Raw genomic sequence first — 15305 nt, forward strand, 5'->3', positions numbered from 1 at the left:
TTTTAAAGTAAAGGAGTGAACATCCTTGGAAACTTGGCTCTCCATTGCCCTTGTTTTCATTCAATTATGATTGAGAAACAGCGCCGTAGAGACCAAACTGTGGGCCAAAGAATAGCAAATTTAACCTTCAATTAAAATCTCATCATTTTGACCAACATAGCAACTTACGACTAAAGTTCTGCTAATTTTGAACAAATATGCTTAGGTTATGCCTTCTTGTCCCGATTAATTAAACGAGGTTCCTACGATCAAATACACTGCCTCCAAGTTCTGCTCTGTACGACCGTAAGCCAACATTATAGGCCCGATTGGGGAATCGACGCCAAAGAATACTGAGCCCGCATTATACAGCGGTGCTTCATCTAAATGGAGATCGTTGTCAGACCATACTCCACCATACTCCAATGAAGCGCCTATATATACCGGTGCTTCGAACAATCCGAAGTCATTATCGAACCATTTATAGCGGTAGACCAGACTGCTAAAGAATAAGTCCTGCCCAATCAGGCTATTTCTCGGAATTCCCGAAAGGTTTAAAAAGCCCCCTAACTCTCGCGGATCGAGTGGGATGGTGGAGTTTTTGCTCTCAACAAAGCTGTATTCAGCATGTCCGACTAAAGTATGACGCTGATGACTCACTGCACCTTTAAATCTGGCGGAAATTTCATACACCGTATCTTCAACCGAAGACTCGGATTCCAAGAAGTTATCACCTTCCGGACTTTTGTCATGAGAGACGAAATACTCCAAATCAACCAACAGGCCACGAGTAGGAAAAGCGAAGTCATCGAGCGTGTCTAAACGATAACTTGCAAATGCACCAAGTCGGTCAAAATCCAGATTACCTGCCGATGCCAACGTGGAAAGTTCAATACTGCCTGTTGAGTATCGTGCGCCCAATCGTAACTCTTGCCATAACGTGGGTTGAAGGCCAATAGAAAGCTCTGATGTAAAATCGCTGTACGACACAGGCAGGAAATCGTCCACTGCGCCAATATCCGGGTTTTGGAAGTCACTCAGCGGCAAGTTTCGGCTTTCATTACTGTAGGTGAGTCGTCCGGATACGAAAAGCTGCTGGCTGGACATGACTGGCGAGTACAGTTCAGCTTCAATCAGCTTATCCGTCCCCATTTCGACATTAAATGCCAGCTCTGCACCATGAGAATTTAGATTGGTGAAGTTGGTTGATAAGCCGATGCCATACTGGCTGTCAGTATCAAAATCATCTTCGAGGAAAAATCGAAAGTTGAGGTAATTAGGGCCCCACGATTTTTCGTTAACGTTAAACACCAGTTGTGTGACGCCTTCTTCTTCCTCAAACTGGTAAGTAATCAGCTCAAAGCGATCAAGCGCGTATAGGTTTTCAACCGCTTTTTCTATTTCTTGCGTGGGGATTTTTCGCCCTGTCTCCAAATGCAGACGGTTGGTCAAGAGTACATCGCTGTAGTGAGTGTTATTGATGATCACGACCTCATCAACCACACGTTCATCACCATGGACTAAGGTTTTCCGAGCTTCTTGTTTATGGTCGATGTAACGTTGGTAATCCGCACTGGATAGACTCAAGCCTTCTAATTTCGGTGCCAACGTTTTAGTAATTTCATACCCTGACTGAAACGCCGAAGGCATCTTATCGAACTCAACAGTTTCCATTTGACCAACATTCGGACGAATGTAAATGTCTTGCTCTTGGAGTGCTTCGACTTGCTCTTGAGTACTGCGGCGCACAAGATAGTTGGAAAGTTGGTCAGCTACGGTAAACAGTCCGGTAAAATCTTCTTTGGTTTTGTAATCGGTACTGATATCTACGGCGATAACAACGTCCGCGCCCATTGCACGAGCCACATCAACCGGCATGTTATTTACTACACCGCCATCGACCAGCATGTGACCATTTAACTGATAAGGCGGGAGCGCGCCTGGCACAGACATACTCGCCATCATCGCATCTACCAAGTAGCCATTACCAATGACGACTTCTTCAAGTTCTAATATGTCCGTTGCGACAGAGCGATACGGAATGGCCAGTTCATCAAACGAATCAAAGCGCCCCAAATTACCCGTGCTTTCACGCAGAATACGCAGCATGTTTTGCCCTAGCACGACACCAGTTGGTGCCCTAACCTCAGTCAATCTCAGGCCAAGGTCGGTGTAAATCTGATAACGGTCTTCATACTCTTTATCGCGAACTCGGCGCTGGCTTCGGTCTACACGGTCTCGATAACCGCCGTTCCAATCCACGGTGTAAATAAAGCTCTCAATCTCATCGGCGCTCATACCAGTGGCATACAAGCCACCAACGTACGCGCCCATGCTCGTTCCGGTTATGATATCGACCGGAATGTGCATCTCTTCCAGTGCTTTCAACACGCCTATATGGGCAGCACCTTTTGCACCACCACCAGCGAGAACCACTGCGATTTTAGGGCGCGATGCGGAAGTCTCTTCCTGAGCCCGGCCAACCGAAGGCGCAGCGATCAAAAAGAAGCTTACCCAAAGCGCAAAATGGCGAGTTAACGGGCTACATGACAACTTTTTGAACATTCATTTTTCCTTTATCGAATCTCTGGTCTCAGGGAGCGCATTGGCTGCATTGGTCAGCCAATGCTCCCAGATCTTACGCACTAATATGTACTAAGAATTGACCAGTGAAACAAGTTTCGATTTGCAGTTTAGCGACACTACCAATTAAATAAATCATTAATCCAGTTGGATTTTTTCTCACACTGCTGCTTCACCTGACCTGTTTTATCCCAAACCGGCAGTTTATATTCGCTACGACAGTTCATTTCCAACCCACCTTCGGCTGTTTGTTTGAAGCCCAGCGTTGTCACTTCTCGTGGCCAAGGTAAGGCTAAAGGTTCAGGAATGCGCTGAGACAAATATTCGGCATACACACGTAAAGCACCACTCGCGCCGGTTAGATTGGTTGGTTTGTTATCATCACGGCCCAGCCAGATAGTGGTAACTTCTCGACCGTCCACGCCCACAAACCAACTGTCGCGGGTATCATTACTAGTACCTGTTTTACCAGCCAATGCAGCCCAAGAAAATTGATTCTGCAAATAGCGCCCTGTTCCCTGAGCAACGCCTTGTTTCATCGCGTAAGTGGTGAGCCAGGCCGCCTGTTCATCAACCTCACGAGACGAGCGAGGAAGTGATTGGTACAGAACATTTCCTTCCATATCAATGACTGAGCGAAGTGCTGTTAACCTTGCTCGTTTGCCAGAGTTTGTCAGAGTCTGGTACATCTGAGCCACCTCAAGCGGCGTCAATGAAAACGCGCCAAGGAACATAGAAGGCACTGGGCGGATTTCATTTTTGCTTACGCCTAAGCGCTCTAACGTATTCGTCACTTCAGGAATACCTAGCTCCATACCCAAACGCACTGTTGGTACATTAAGCGACTTCGCTAACGCAAGGTACAGTGGCACATCGCCACGATATTTACGATCGTAGTTACGCGGTGTCCAAACCGTACCTTCACTGCCTTTCAGACTTAGCGGCGTGTCATGCAGCGTTGTTCCCAGGTTGTATTTTTCTGGTTGCTCCAGTGCAGTCAGGTAAATCGCTGGCTTCACCAAAGAACCAATAGGACGGCTCGCATTCAGTGCTCGGTTAAAACCATCATAACCCGCTCGCTTACCGCCAACCATCGCACGGATTTCACCACTGTGGCGGTCAACTGCCACCGCGGCTGCTTCGAGATCTTTACCACCGCGCTTCGCCAACTCTGGGATCTTTTTCGCGATGGCTTTTTCCATTTTGCTTTGCGATACCGGATCAAGTGAGGTGAAGACTCTTAATCCTGTTTCCGCTTTAAAACGTTCACCGACTTTTTCTTTCAGCTCGATGTTCAATTGCTGGAAGTAAGCAGGCTGACGGCTGGCAATGCGCGGATTACTTTGCGTATCAAGTGGACGACTGGCTGCTTGATCATATTCTTGTGCCGTCAGTAGATTTTGTTGCATTAACAGACGTAGCACCAAGTCACGGCGATCTTTGGTTCGCTCTGGATAGCGAATAGGGTTGTAATAAGACGGTCCTTTGACCATTCCGACTAACATGGCAAGTTGATCGACGCGTAGCTCACTGATCGGCTGGCCAAAGTAGTAACGAGACGCTAAACCAAAGCCATGGATCGCTTCACCACCACTTTGCCCTAAATACACTTCGTTTAAGTACGCTTCCAGAATACGATCTTTGCTGTAGCGATAATCCAGAATTAACGCAATGTAGGCTTCACGTAGCTTTCGCCACAATGTTTTGTCTCGGGTCAAAAACAGGTTTTTCGCCAACTGCTGAGTCAGTGTACTGCCGCCCTGGACCGTGCGGCCAGCCTTAATATTAGCCACAAGCGCGCGCCCAATGGCCAGCGGAGAAACCCCGTCATGTTGATAGAAGTTTCGATCTTCAGTAGCCAGTAGCGCATCCACCAAAATTTCCGGGAACTGGTCTCGGCGTAAAAACAGTCGTTGCTCGTCCTGATCTTTCTCCAGCATACCCAGCATCTTAGGTTCAAGGCGCAAATAGCCAAGATCCCCTCTGGATTCCAAAGACTGAATGCGCTGTAAACCACCGTCAGTGAAATGCAGCATCACGTGGCGATCTGGTTCAGGGCCATCGGCGAATTCAAATGGACGACGAATTAATTCGATGCGGGTAGAAGACGAAGAATATTCCCCCGGATAACGCGGCGTGCTCACCTTTCGATAGCTGAGTACATCTAGTTCATTACGCAGCTCTTTGATGGAGATATTTTCACCTGGACTCAAATTCAGGATTCGTGCGTAAACAACGGTTGGCAGTTCAAATAGCTGGCCATCAAAACGCTCCTTTACCACGCTATCTAAATAGATCCCGATAAACAACAATACCGCAGCCAGCGCAATACTCGCTTTCCAGCCAAACGACCACAACGTTTTCAACCACGAACGTTTGCCATTGTCCGGCTTTTTACCCGAAGTACGTTTAGTACGTGTTGCCGTACTTTTCGCTGCTGTTTTTTTCTTCGCAGGCGCTTTTTTTGTGCTTGGCTTTTTACTGTTAGTCATTATTCAATTGTCTTTTGGTTTTCGTTGTCGCTACATGGCTGGCAGGATCGTCTGGCCAAACGTGTTTTGGGTAGCGCCCTTTCATCTCTTTCTGTACGTCTTTATAACTGCCTTTCCAGAACGCAGCGAGGTCGGTGGTCACTTGCAATGGACGCTGCGCGGGAGAAAGTAACTCCAGCACTAAAGGTTTACGCCCTAAAGCAACGGTTGGCGATGTGCTTTCGCCAAATACTTCCTGCATTCTGACTGATAACACAGGCTCATGACCGTATTGATATCGAATACGTTTCTTTGTACCTGTCGGTAGCTGGTAGTGCTCAGGTAGCCACTCATCAATATTCTGATTTAAGGGCCAGCCTAAACGCGCATTCAAAGCTTCCGTCAAATTAACCTTATTCAGATCTTTTACCGACGATACGGACGCCATGTACGGCTCCAACCACTCTTCCAATGATTCAAGCAAACTCTCGTTATCAAAACATGGCCAAGGTTGCTCTGGAAGCCAGTCTATTGCGCAGCGAATACGCTCAAGCAAGCTTTCCGATGCCGGTGTCCAGTTTAGACTGCTCAATCCCTGACGGCGGACATAAGTGAGTAAAGCTTGTGTCATTTTTTCTTTGCCCGGGCTTGGCAACGACTCACGCTCTATCACCAACTGACCGAGCTTTTGTTGCCGCTGCGCGATTAAACGCCCTCTTTTTTCGTCCCAATCCACCAGTTCTTCAGAGGAAAATAGCGACTTAAACGTAGTTTGCAGTAAGTTGACGTCCAATTCACACGCCAAATGAATTTGACTCGAATTGGAATGTGAACGCATAAGATCAACCGCAACTAAATACTCGCTGGCGCCTAAGGTATCGTCGGGGCGACATTCCGCACCGTGACCATTCGATAGCGTGAAGCGACCATATTGATTACTGCGTTGCTGAGCAATACGATCCGGAAACGCCAGGCTCAACACCAGCGGCAACAAACTCTCATCGACACCAGCAACGGAAAAGGCACCATCCAGCTTGTGAGACAAAGATTGCGCGCGTTTAAGCAACAACGACCTTTTCGGATGTGTTCCTGTTACCCAGCGATGCAAGCTATGGGCAATATTGGTGACATTTCTTTCTGGCTCTTCTATAAGGGCGACCGCTGCAAGCGCAGTATTTAACATCTTCTCACTGTGCAGCGAAGATTTTATCAACATTGCAGCCGCGCGAGGTTCCACACCAAGCTCATGAGCCTGTCTGCCATCCGCCGTCAATTGACCTTGTTCAATTAAAAGCCCAAGTGAAACTAACAGTTGCTTCGCCTGATTCAAAGCGGCTTGAGAGGGAATATTGAGCCATTTTAGGTCCTGAATATCACTCGCGCCCCAAAAAGCCAGCTCCATAACCAAACTCGCCAGATCAGAATGCAGAATTTCAGGCTGCGGTACCGTCGGTTGCTGTTTGAACTGACTTTCAGAATAGAGGCGAACACAAATCCCCTCTTCGATTCGGCCAGCTCGCCCCAGCCTCTGTATCGCCGAAGACTGGGCAATACGAACCTGCTCCAGACGGGTGAGACCATTCTTGAGTTCAAAACGTGCGATACGCTCTAAACCAGAATCCACAACAAGGCGAATCCCTTCAATAGTCAGGGACGTTTCCGCGATGTTTGTTGCCAGCACGACTTTACGTTTCCCCTTTACCGCCAGAGAGATCGCTTTTTGCTGCTCAGCAAAGCTAAGCTGGCCGTATAGTGGGCACACTTCGACTTCCGTTGGCAAATGCGATAAACGTTCTTCAACCTGTTTTATTGCAGCAACGCCGGGTAGAAAAGCCAGTAAAGAGCCTGACTCTTTATTGATCAGACTCTCAATCGTTTTGGCCATAACAACGGGAAGATGATCATTAACGGCGAGCGGTGCGTAGCGCGTTTCAACATCAAAACTGCGCCCTTCTGATTCAATAAAACTCGCTTCGGGTAGCAACGCTTGCAAAGCATCTTGATCGAGCGTTGCCGACATCACCACCAGCTTAAGATCATCGCGCAGCGCTTCCTGAACTTCTAAACTGAATGCCAACGCCGTATCCGCATGAATACTGCGCTCATGAAATTCATCAAAAATCAGTAGATCGACACCATCCAGTTCAGGGTCATTTTGGATCATGCGCGTCATGATCCCTTCCGTCACGATCTCCAATTGCGTTATAGCGCTTACCTTTGTCTCACCGCGAACACGATACCCGACACTTTGCCCCACTTGCTCCCCTAGTTGTTCAGACAAATAACGAGCAATATTGCGGGCTGCCAGTCGTCTTGGTTCCAGCATAATAATTTTGCCAGTCACCAATTTGTGCTTAATAAGTTGGAGAGGAAAGTAAGTCGACTTACCTGCACCTGGCGCAGCTTTTAGGATGACCTGATGTTGGTTTTTGACCGCGGCAAGTAACTGAGGCATCACGGCTTCAATCGGCAATTGTGACAAAGGAAATACCTTATGGTGTAATGATGGCAACATTGTACATAAAAACATTCCTGTCTAAATAAGCAAAATGCATTTCGAACCCGCTTTAGAGTCAGCGACTCTACTTAAACGCTATAAACGCTTCCTTGCCGATATTGAGCTTGATAACGGTGAAATTCGCACCATCCATTGTGCCAACACAGGCGCAATGACTGGCTGTGCTACACCTGGTAATAAAGTTTGGTACTCAACATCCGATAATCCCAAGCGTAAATACCCTAATAGCTGGGAGCTCAGTGAAACCAAGCTCGGCCATCGTATTTGTATCAATACCGCGCGTGCCAACCAATTAGCGGTTGAGGCGATTGAAAATAACGTCATTTCAGAACTTTGCGGTTATGACACACTTCAAACTGAAGTGAAATATGGCAATGAAAATAGCCGAATTGATATCTTGCTCAGCGCAAGTGATAAACCAAAGTGTTATATAGAAGTGAAAAGCGTCACTCTTCTTGATGAAACTCACTCGGATGGGCAAGGATACTTCCCCGATGCAGTCACTACTCGAGGACAAAAGCACCTGAGAGAGCTCACAGAAATGGCACAAAATGGAAGTAGAGCCATACTTTTATTTACTGTTTTACATTCGGGTATTGAAAAAGTATCTGCGGCACACCATATAGACGCAAAATATTCACAATTACTCAAACAAGCACAAGACGCTGGAGTCGAAGTTCTCTGCTATAAAGCTGAACTAAGCAGTACTGACATATCGCTAATTTCCGCTGTTGATTTCATCAATTTAGAGAAAAAATGATGTTATCTTCACATTGACGATAAGATTGCAAATCAGTATTTGCCTGCACCGCCTCTTTTTGCTATAGATACCCGCCTTAAATAGACTGCGAAGCAGTTGACTAGGTGTAAGTAGGAGATGCTGTATGCCAGAATCAAAGAAAAAAACGATTGGCATCCTAGCCATTGCAGGCGTGGAGCCATATCAGGAAAAACCTGGTGAAGAATACATGTCACCAGAGCAGGTTGAACACTTTACGAAAATCCTAACGGCTTGGCGTGATCAGCTAAGATCTGAAGTGGACCGTACTGTTCACCATATGCAGGACGAAGCAGCAAACTTCCCTGATCCAGTGGACCGCGCCTCTCAAGAGGAAGAGTTCAGCCTAGAACTGCGTAATCGTGATCGTGAGCGCCGTTTGATCAAGAAGATTGAAAAGACGTTAGACAAAATCGAAGAAGATGACTTCGGCTTTTGTGAGTCTTGTGGCGTAGAGATCGGCATTCGCCGTCTTGAAGCACGCCCAACTGCCGATCTTTGTATCGACTGTAAAACACTTGCAGAAATCAAAGAAAAGCAGATGCAAGGCTAATCACCACGCATTTTGATTATGGAAGGGAGCTCTGGCTCCCTTTTTGTTTTGGCTTATCTGTTCGAGATTCACACACATGACAAGCTATGTTGGCCGATTCGCCCCATCTCCTTCAGGGCCACTGCATTTTGGCTCACTGGTAGCCGCCCTTGGCAGTTATTTTCAGGCAAAAGCTAACCATGGATCATGGTTAGTTCGCATAGAAGACCTCGATCCTCCAAGGGAAATGCCCGGCGCAACACAAGCCATTCTGGAAGCACTGCAAGCTTACCAATTGCATTGGGATGGCGAGGTGGTTTACCAGAGTCAGCGTCATCATCTCTACCAGGCTCAAATAGATACTTGGCTAGAAAATGGTGACGCGTATTATTGCCAGTGTACACGCAAGCAAATTAAGCAGCATGGTGGATTTTATCCGGGCACTTGCCGAGATAAAAACTTGAAAGAAGGCGCAATACGCCTAAAAATGACCAAACCTATCGCCAGTTTCTTCGACCTGAAACATGGAACTATTCAGATTCCAGAACAACTGGTTAATGAAGATTTCATTATTAAACGTCGAGATGGCTTATTTGCTTATAATCTTGCGGTAGTATTGGATGATATCGACCAAGGGGTCACTGAAGTTGTTCGCGGCGCAGATTTAATCGAACCGACTGGGCGCCAAATCAGCTTGTACCAAATTCTGGGGCAACCTGAAGTCAGTTACTTGCACTTACCATTGGCGATAGATGACAACGGCAATAAACTGTCGAAACAAAATCACGCGACGGCTATTGATATTGACAATCCGAAGCCAGCACTACTAAAAGCGATGACGTTTTTAGGCTTTGATATACCAGAAGAAATACGCGCCTCAGATATTACGAATATCCTTCGCTGGGGCAGCGAGAACTGGCAGTTAGAACAGCTACCAACAGAGATCGAAATCACAGCATGATTCTCAAATGGCGCTGTGTAGTGCTATCATTAGCCGCAAATCTGCCCGAGGGCACCAAAACTAACCAAAGCAAAATTGGATTAAACCCAGTTATTGCCAGATGCACATGAATACAAACGACTATACACCAAGCGAACCTGCCACAATCCCAGAGCTCGCTCTCAATGTAATAACTCGTGAAGAGCACAACATTTCGCGTAAGCAGATCAGTGACAATGCACTGAAGGTACTGTACCGCCTTAATGGTGCTGGTTTCGATGCTTTTCTTGTGGGTGGCGGGGTTCGAGATTTACTGCTTGGACAGAGACCAAAAGACTTTGATATTGCGACCAATGCAACACCAGAGCAAATAAAACAGCTATTCAGAAACTGCCGCTTGATTGGGCGTCGTTTCCGCTTGGCTCACATCATGTTTGGCCGTGACATCATTGAAGTCGCGACCTTCCGTGGCCACCATCAAGAGCAGAAAAACAAAAGTATTTCTCAGCAATCAAAAGAAGGCATGCTGCTACGCGACAACGTGTACGGCACCATCGATGAAGATGCTGAACGTCGCGATTTCACGATCAACTCGATGTACTACAACATCGCGGATTACTCAATTCACGATTATGCTCGTGGTATCGAGGATTTAGAAGATCGTCTGATTCGCCTGATTGGTGATCCAGAAACTCGCTACCGTGAAGACCCGGTGCGCATGCTGCGTGCGATTCGTTTCGCCGTTAAGCTCGACTTTGATATTGAAGAAGACACCGCAGCGCCAATCGAAGAAATGTCGACGCTATTGCGTGACATCCCATCTGCGCGTCTTTTCGAAGAATCTTTAAAGCTGTTACAGTCTGGTCAAGGTTTAGAAACCTACCACCTGCTGCGCGAATACAACTTATTCCAACAGCTTTTCCCGACGATTTCTGAGCACTTCACTGAAGATTACTCATCTCATACCGAACAGATGCTCGATTTGGTCCTCGATTCTACAGATATGCGAATTGAAGAAGGCAAACGCATCAACCCTGCATTTATGTTCGCAGCGATGCTGTGGTATCCACTGTGTGCCGTTGCCGAGAAACTGATGGAACAACGCCATCTTGGTTATTACGATGCCATCATGGAAGCCAGTAACATCATTCTTGATGAACAGGTTCGCACAATTGCGATCCCACGACGTCACACTGCGACTATTCGCGAGATTTGGCAACTGCAATTACGCCTGCCACGACGCAATGGTAAGCGTGCCTCACGCCTTATGGAATTAAACAAGTTCCGCGCGGGTTACGACTTTCTTGAAATGCGTGGCGAAATTGAAGGCGGAGAGACAGAGAAGCTTGCCAAGTGGTGGGAAACTTTCCAAAATGCAGGCCGAGAAATGCGCCAGGCAATGGCTGGTGATCTCGACGACCAAGCGCCGAAAGGCCAGCGTCGCCGTAAAACCTATCGCAAGAAAAAGAGTAAGCCGAAGTCATGATCACAGCGTACATTGCGGTAGGCAGCAACTTGGCTGATCCTGTCAGCCAAGCTAAACAAGCGATCGAAGCGCTAAAAACACTGCCTGAATCAAAATTTGTGAAAGCTTCACAGCTTTACAGCAGCACGCCTATGGGGCCACAAAATCAGCCGGATTACATTAATGCGGTCGTGGCGATTCAAACCAATTTGACGCCTTTGCAACTGCTTGATTGCACCCAAGCGATCGAGCAAGAGCAAGGGCGTGTCCGTAAAGATGAGCGTTGGGGGCCAAGAACATTGGATCTCGACATTGTACTTTACGGCAATGAGGTGATTAATTCCGAAAGACTGACCATTCCTCACTACGGAATGAAAGAGCGCGAGTTCGTGCTCTACCCTCTTGCGGAAATTGCACCAAGTTTACAACTCCCTGATGGGACCGAGGTCTCTTCACTACTGAATCAAGTAGATAGAAACGGCCTCAATATTTGGCAGTCATAGCCAACTCCTAGTAAGGATAAAACAATGAAAAAAATGACCATTAACGACCTTATTAAGTGCAAACGAGAAGGTCGTAAATTTGCTACTTCAACAGCTTACGATGCAAGTTTTGCCCAACTTTTTGAAAGCCAGGAAATGCCAGTTCTACTAGTGGGTGACTCACTAGGCATGGTGCTTCAAGGCGAAAACGATACGCTGCCAGTCACCGTAGAAGATATCGTATACCACACTCGCTGCGTTCGTGCTGGTAGCCCAAACTGTTTGCTGATGTCTGATATGCCATTCATGAGCTACGCAACGCCAGAGCAAGCCTGCGAAAATGCAGCAAAAATCATGCGTGCTGGCGCAAACATGGTGAAGATCGAAGGCGGTGATTGGTTAGTTGATACCGTTAAAATGCTTACTGAACGTGCGGTTCCTGTCTGTGCTCACCTGGGTCTGACGCCTCAGTCTGTAAACATCTTCGGTGGCTATAAAGTACAAGGTCGCGAGCAGGAAAATGCGGATCGCATGGTCAAAGACGCACTGGCGCTTCAAGAAGCGGGTGCTCAAATTATCCTACTAGAATGTGTTCCTGCAGCTTTAGCAGAACGCATCACCCAGTTGCTTGACGTACCAGTCATCGGTATCGGTGCAGGTAATGCGACTGACGGTCAAATTCTTGTCATGCATGATATGTTTGGTATTTCTGCCAACTACATGCCTAAATTCTCCAAAAACTTTCTTGCAGAAACAGGTGATATGCGCAAAGCCGTTGCAAAATACATGGAAGATGTTGCAAACGGTGTATTCCCAGACGATGCACATACCATTGCTTAGAGGATAAGTGAATGCAAACTTTTGCGGAAATTTCAGCGGTTCGTGAACAGGTAAAAACCTATAAGCGTGAAGGACGTAAAATCGCGTTTGTCCCAACCATGGGCAATCTTCATGACGGTCATTTAACACTTGTTCGTAAAGCTCGCGAATACGCTGATGTGGTTGTCGTAAGCATCTTTGTTAACCCGATGCAGTTTGAACGTGCCGACGATTTAAGTAACTACCCGCGAACATTGGATGAAGACCTCAGCAAGCTCTCCGCTGAAGGGGTTGAGCTAGTGTTCACTCCAACACCGGAGATTATCTACCCAGAAGGATTAGATAAGCAGACTTTTGTCGATGTACCTGGTCTTTCGACCACTTTAGAAGGTGCCTCTCGTCCGGGTCACTTCCGCGGCGTGACGACTATCGTCAATAAGTTATTTAATATTGTCCAACCAGATCTGGCTTGTTTTGGCGAAAAAGACTTCCAGCAACTTGCTGTTATTCGCAAGATGGTTGATGACCTGGCAATGGATATTGAAATCGTAGGCGTACCGACCGTTCGTGAAATGGACGGGCTTGCGATGAGCTCTCGCAATGGTCTACTTACGCTTGATCAACGTCAGCGTGCACCAGTGCTTGCACGTACCATGCGTTGGATTAGCAGTGCAATGCGTGGCGGGCGTGATGATTACGCTTCAATCATTGAAGATGCAAGTGATCAGCTCAGAGCTGCGGGGTTACATCCGGATGAAATATTTATCCGTGATGCTCGCACCTTAGATGTGATAACAGCAGACACAGCACAAGCCGTTATTCTGATGTCAGCATTTTTAGGTAATGTTCGCCTGATCGACAATCAAACCGTCGATATGGTTATTGAAGCTAAAGATAATTCAGAATCAAGCGATGGCAAGTCAAATGATGCCTAGCAAGCAAAAGTAAAAACAAAAGGTCGACTTCGAGTCGACCTTTTTTGTTGTCACTTCATCGGTAAAGTTTAGGTGCGTAAACCTTTACCTTTGGTTACTAAGTAATGCGCCACTGCATACAGCAATACAACAAAAACCCCTAGTACACTAAAAGATGTCACGATGCCCACATCCGATACGCCCAAAAATCCATAACGGAAAGCGTTGACCATATAGACGATCGGATTGATTTTTGACACGCCCTGCCAAAACTCTGGTAACAGGCTGATCGAATAGAAAACCCCACCTAAGTAGGTTAATGGCGTCAGGACAAACGTAGGGACAATAGAAATATCATCAAACGTCTTAGCAAATACAGCGTTGATTAATCCACCTAACGCAAAAACAACCGAAGTCATAAATACGGTCAGGAATATAATTCCCCAATGATCCACATTCAAATCAACAAAGAATAGCGAGACGAATGTGACAAAGGTGCCAACCAACAAGCCTCGGGTAACCCCACCCATGACATAACCCGCGATAATGACATAGTTAGGCACCGGAGCCACAAGCAATTCTTCGATGTTTTTCTGCATTTTTGCACTGAAAAATGATGAAGCGACGTTCGAGTATGAATTGGTAATGACCGACATCATGATTAAGCCAGGAACAATGTATTCCATATAACTAAATCCGTTCATCTGACCGATACGCGAACCAATAAGATTACCAAAGATAATGAAATACAAGCACATGGTAATCACTGGCGGAACTAAGGTTTGTACCCAAATACGCGTAAAGCGATTGATCTCTTTACCCAGCAAACTGACAAAAGCTGTCCAATAAATATGATACATATCGTTTCCTTAACTCTGCTCGCGAACAATACGGACAAACAACTCTTCCAAGCGGTTAGCCTTATTACGCATCGACAGTACTCTTACACCTTGCTCAGTTAACTGAGTAAACACATGGTTCAAGCCTTCCGACTTCTCAAGCTCAATTTCTAGAGAGCCTTCTCTCAATGTTTGAGAAATGACGCCATCAAGAGGCTGAAGACAGCTTTCATTCTCAACGTCCAGGACAAACGTCTCGACTTGCAGTTTAGACAACAAGCCTTTCATCGTAGTGTTCTCGATCAGCTCACCGCGATTAATAATACCGATGTTTCGACAAAGCATTTCCGCTTCTTCAAGGTAGTGAGTGGTCAGAATAATCGTGATACCTTGAGCGTTAATCTTTTTAAGGAATTCCCACATTGAGCGGCGCAATTCGATATCCACGCCAGCCGTTGGCTCATCCAGGATCAGTAATTTTGGTTCATGCATTAGCGCTCGGGCTATCATTAGTCGACGCTTCATACCGCCTGATAGATTACGAGCGGCCTCTGCACGCTTGTCCCAAAGGTCAAGTTGAGTCAGGTACTTCTGTGCACGCTCTTTTGCAACCGCTTTTGGTACGCCGTAATACCCTGCTTGTTGAATAACGATTTGCTCAACCGATTCAAATTGGTTGAAGTTGAACTCCTGAGGAACCAGACCTAAATTTTGTTTCGCTAATTCAAGGTCGGTGTCGATGTCATAACCAAAAACTTTGGTGGTTCCAGAAGTTTTGTTGACAAGCGAAGCGATAATACCGATTGTGGTTGATTTCCCTGCCCCATTTGGGCCGAGAAGCGCGTAAAAGTCACCTTGTTTAACTTGTAGACTGATGCCTTTTAACGCCTCAAAGCCGCCTGCGTACGTTTTACGTAGCTGTTCGATTTCTAATGCGTACATAGCGTAGTTGATTGCCGTCTGTTGTAATTCGTGATTGCTGATA

12 protein-coding genes are annotated in these 15305 nt (G+C 46.6%); 7 read left to right on the plus strand and 5 right to left on the minus strand.

The genetic code is table 11. From position 1 onward, the window contains the following. Positions 1-225 precede the first annotated feature (225 nt). The 3 genes from L9Q40_RS01965 to hrpB all read right to left on the minus strand — a co-directional run bounded on the left by L9Q40_RS01965 (position 226) and on the right by hrpB (position 7515). A complete protein-coding gene (locus L9Q40_RS01965) occupies positions 226-2544 on the minus strand; it encodes a patatin-like phospholipase family protein (RefSeq protein WP_065297353.1) in 2319 nt (772 codons plus the stop codon). Positions 2545-2681: 137 nt separating this feature from the next. Beyond that, entirely contained in the window at positions 2682-5054 is a 2373-nt protein-coding gene (gene mrcB / locus L9Q40_RS01970) for a penicillin-binding protein 1B (protein ID WP_498791788.1), read from the minus strand. After that, complete coding sequence (gene hrpB, locus L9Q40_RS01975) at positions 5047-7515, minus strand: ATP-dependent helicase HrpB (protein WP_498791789.1); 2469 nt, start codon at positions 7513-7515, stop codon at positions 5047-5049. Before hrpB ends, mrcB begins: the two co-directional genes overlap by 8 nt. A gap of 67 nt (positions 7516-7582) precedes the next feature. Between hrpB and sfsA the strand changes: the two genes are divergently transcribed. The 7 genes from sfsA (at position 7583) to panC (ending at position 13502) form a co-directional block, all read left to right on the plus strand. Beyond that, positions 7583-8311, plus strand: a complete 729-nt coding sequence (gene sfsA, locus L9Q40_RS01980; protein WP_020333934.1) for a DNA/RNA nuclease SfsA — start codon at positions 7583-7585, stop codon at positions 8309-8311. Between the two features lie 124 nt (positions 8312-8435). Beyond that, the gene (gene dksA, locus L9Q40_RS01985) at positions 8436-8882 is read left to right on the plus strand and encodes an RNA polymerase-binding protein DksA (RefSeq protein ID WP_014232932.1); all 447 of its coding nucleotides are present in this window, start codon (positions 8436-8438) and stop codon (positions 8880-8882) included. Between the two features lie 76 nt (positions 8883-8958). Beyond that, positions 8959-9822, plus strand: coding sequence for a tRNA glutamyl-Q(34) synthetase GluQRS (gene gluQRS / locus L9Q40_RS01990; protein ID WP_118119336.1), 864 nt, complete (start codon positions 8959-8961; stop codon positions 9820-9822). Positions 9823-9922: 100 nt separating this feature from the next. Further along, entirely contained in the window at positions 9923-11287 is a 1365-nt protein-coding gene (pcnB, locus tag L9Q40_RS01995; protein WP_065300178.1) for a polynucleotide adenylyltransferase PcnB, read from the plus strand. Further along, entirely contained in the window at positions 11284-11769 is a 486-nt protein-coding gene (gene folK, locus L9Q40_RS02000; protein ID WP_014232935.1) for a 2-amino-4-hydroxy-6-hydroxymethyldihydropteridine diphosphokinase, read from the plus strand. The genes pcnB and folK overlap by 4 nt, the downstream gene beginning before the upstream one ends. 24 nt (positions 11770-11793) lie before the next feature. Continuing rightward, positions 11794-12588, plus strand: a complete 795-nt coding sequence (gene panB / locus L9Q40_RS02005; RefSeq protein ID WP_498791790.1) for a 3-methyl-2-oxobutanoate hydroxymethyltransferase — start codon at positions 11794-11796, stop codon at positions 12586-12588. 11 nt (positions 12589-12599) lie between these two features. Beyond that, positions 12600-13502, plus strand: a complete 903-nt coding sequence (gene panC, locus L9Q40_RS02010) for a pantoate--beta-alanine ligase (protein WP_065297358.1) — start codon at positions 12600-12602, stop codon at positions 13500-13502. 68 nt (positions 13503-13570) lie between these two features. On the opposite strand, the gene L9Q40_RS02015 is transcribed toward panC, so the two are convergent. Together L9Q40_RS02015 and L9Q40_RS02020 are read right to left on the minus strand one after the other, a co-directional pair. Beyond that, positions 13571-14341 (minus strand): ABC transporter permease, encoded by a 771-nt coding sequence (locus tag L9Q40_RS02015; protein ID WP_014232938.1) that lies wholly within the window; start codon positions 14339-14341, stop codon positions 13571-13573. Between the two features lie 9 nt (positions 14342-14350). Next, positions 14351-15262 (minus strand): ABC transporter ATP-binding protein, encoded by a 912-nt coding sequence (locus L9Q40_RS02020; protein ID WP_498791829.1) that lies wholly within the window; start codon positions 15260-15262, stop codon positions 14351-14353. Between the last annotated feature and the right edge of the window lie 43 nt (positions 15263-15305).

The organism is Allocatenococcus thiocycli (assembly GCF_921292965.1).
Classification (GTDB): Bacteria; Pseudomonadota; Gammaproteobacteria; order Enterobacterales; family Vibrionaceae; genus Vibrio; species Vibrio natriegens.

Bases quoted from the DNA above. Each gene is read 5' to 3' on its own strand.
- L9Q40_RS01965 (WP_065297353.1), bottom strand. From the start codon at position 2,544: ATGTTCAAAAAGTTGTCATGTAGCCCGTTAACTCGCCATTTTGCGCTT.
- mrcB (WP_498791788.1), bottom strand. From the start codon at position 5,054: ATGACTAACAGTAAAAAGCCAAGCACAAAAAAAGCGCCTGCGAAGAAA.
- sfsA (WP_020333934.1), top strand. From the start codon at position 7,583: ATGCATTTCGAACCCGCTTTAGAGTCAGCGACTCTACTTAAACGCTAT.
- dksA (WP_014232932.1), top strand. From the start codon at position 8,436: ATGCCAGAATCAAAGAAAAAAACGATTGGCATCCTAGCCATTGCAGGC.
- gluQRS (WP_118119336.1), top strand. From the start codon at position 8,959: ATGACAAGCTATGTTGGCCGATTCGCCCCATCTCCTTCAGGGCCACTG.
- pcnB (WP_065300178.1), top strand. From the start codon at position 9,923: ATGCACATGAATACAAACGACTATACACCAAGCGAACCTGCCACAATC.
- folK (WP_014232935.1), top strand. From the start codon at position 11,284: ATGATCACAGCGTACATTGCGGTAGGCAGCAACTTGGCTGATCCTGTC.
- panB (WP_498791790.1), top strand. From the start codon at position 11,794: ATGAAAAAAATGACCATTAACGACCTTATTAAGTGCAAACGAGAAGGT.
- panC (WP_065297358.1), top strand. From the start codon at position 12,600: ATGCAAACTTTTGCGGAAATTTCAGCGGTTCGTGAACAGGTAAAAACC.
- L9Q40_RS02015 (WP_014232938.1), bottom strand. From the start codon at position 14,341: ATGTATCATATTTATTGGACAGCTTTTGTCAGTTTGCTGGGTAAAGAG.
- L9Q40_RS02020 (WP_498791829.1), bottom strand. From the start codon at position 15,262: ATGTACGCATTAGAAATCGAACAGCTACGTAAAACGTACGCAGGCGGC.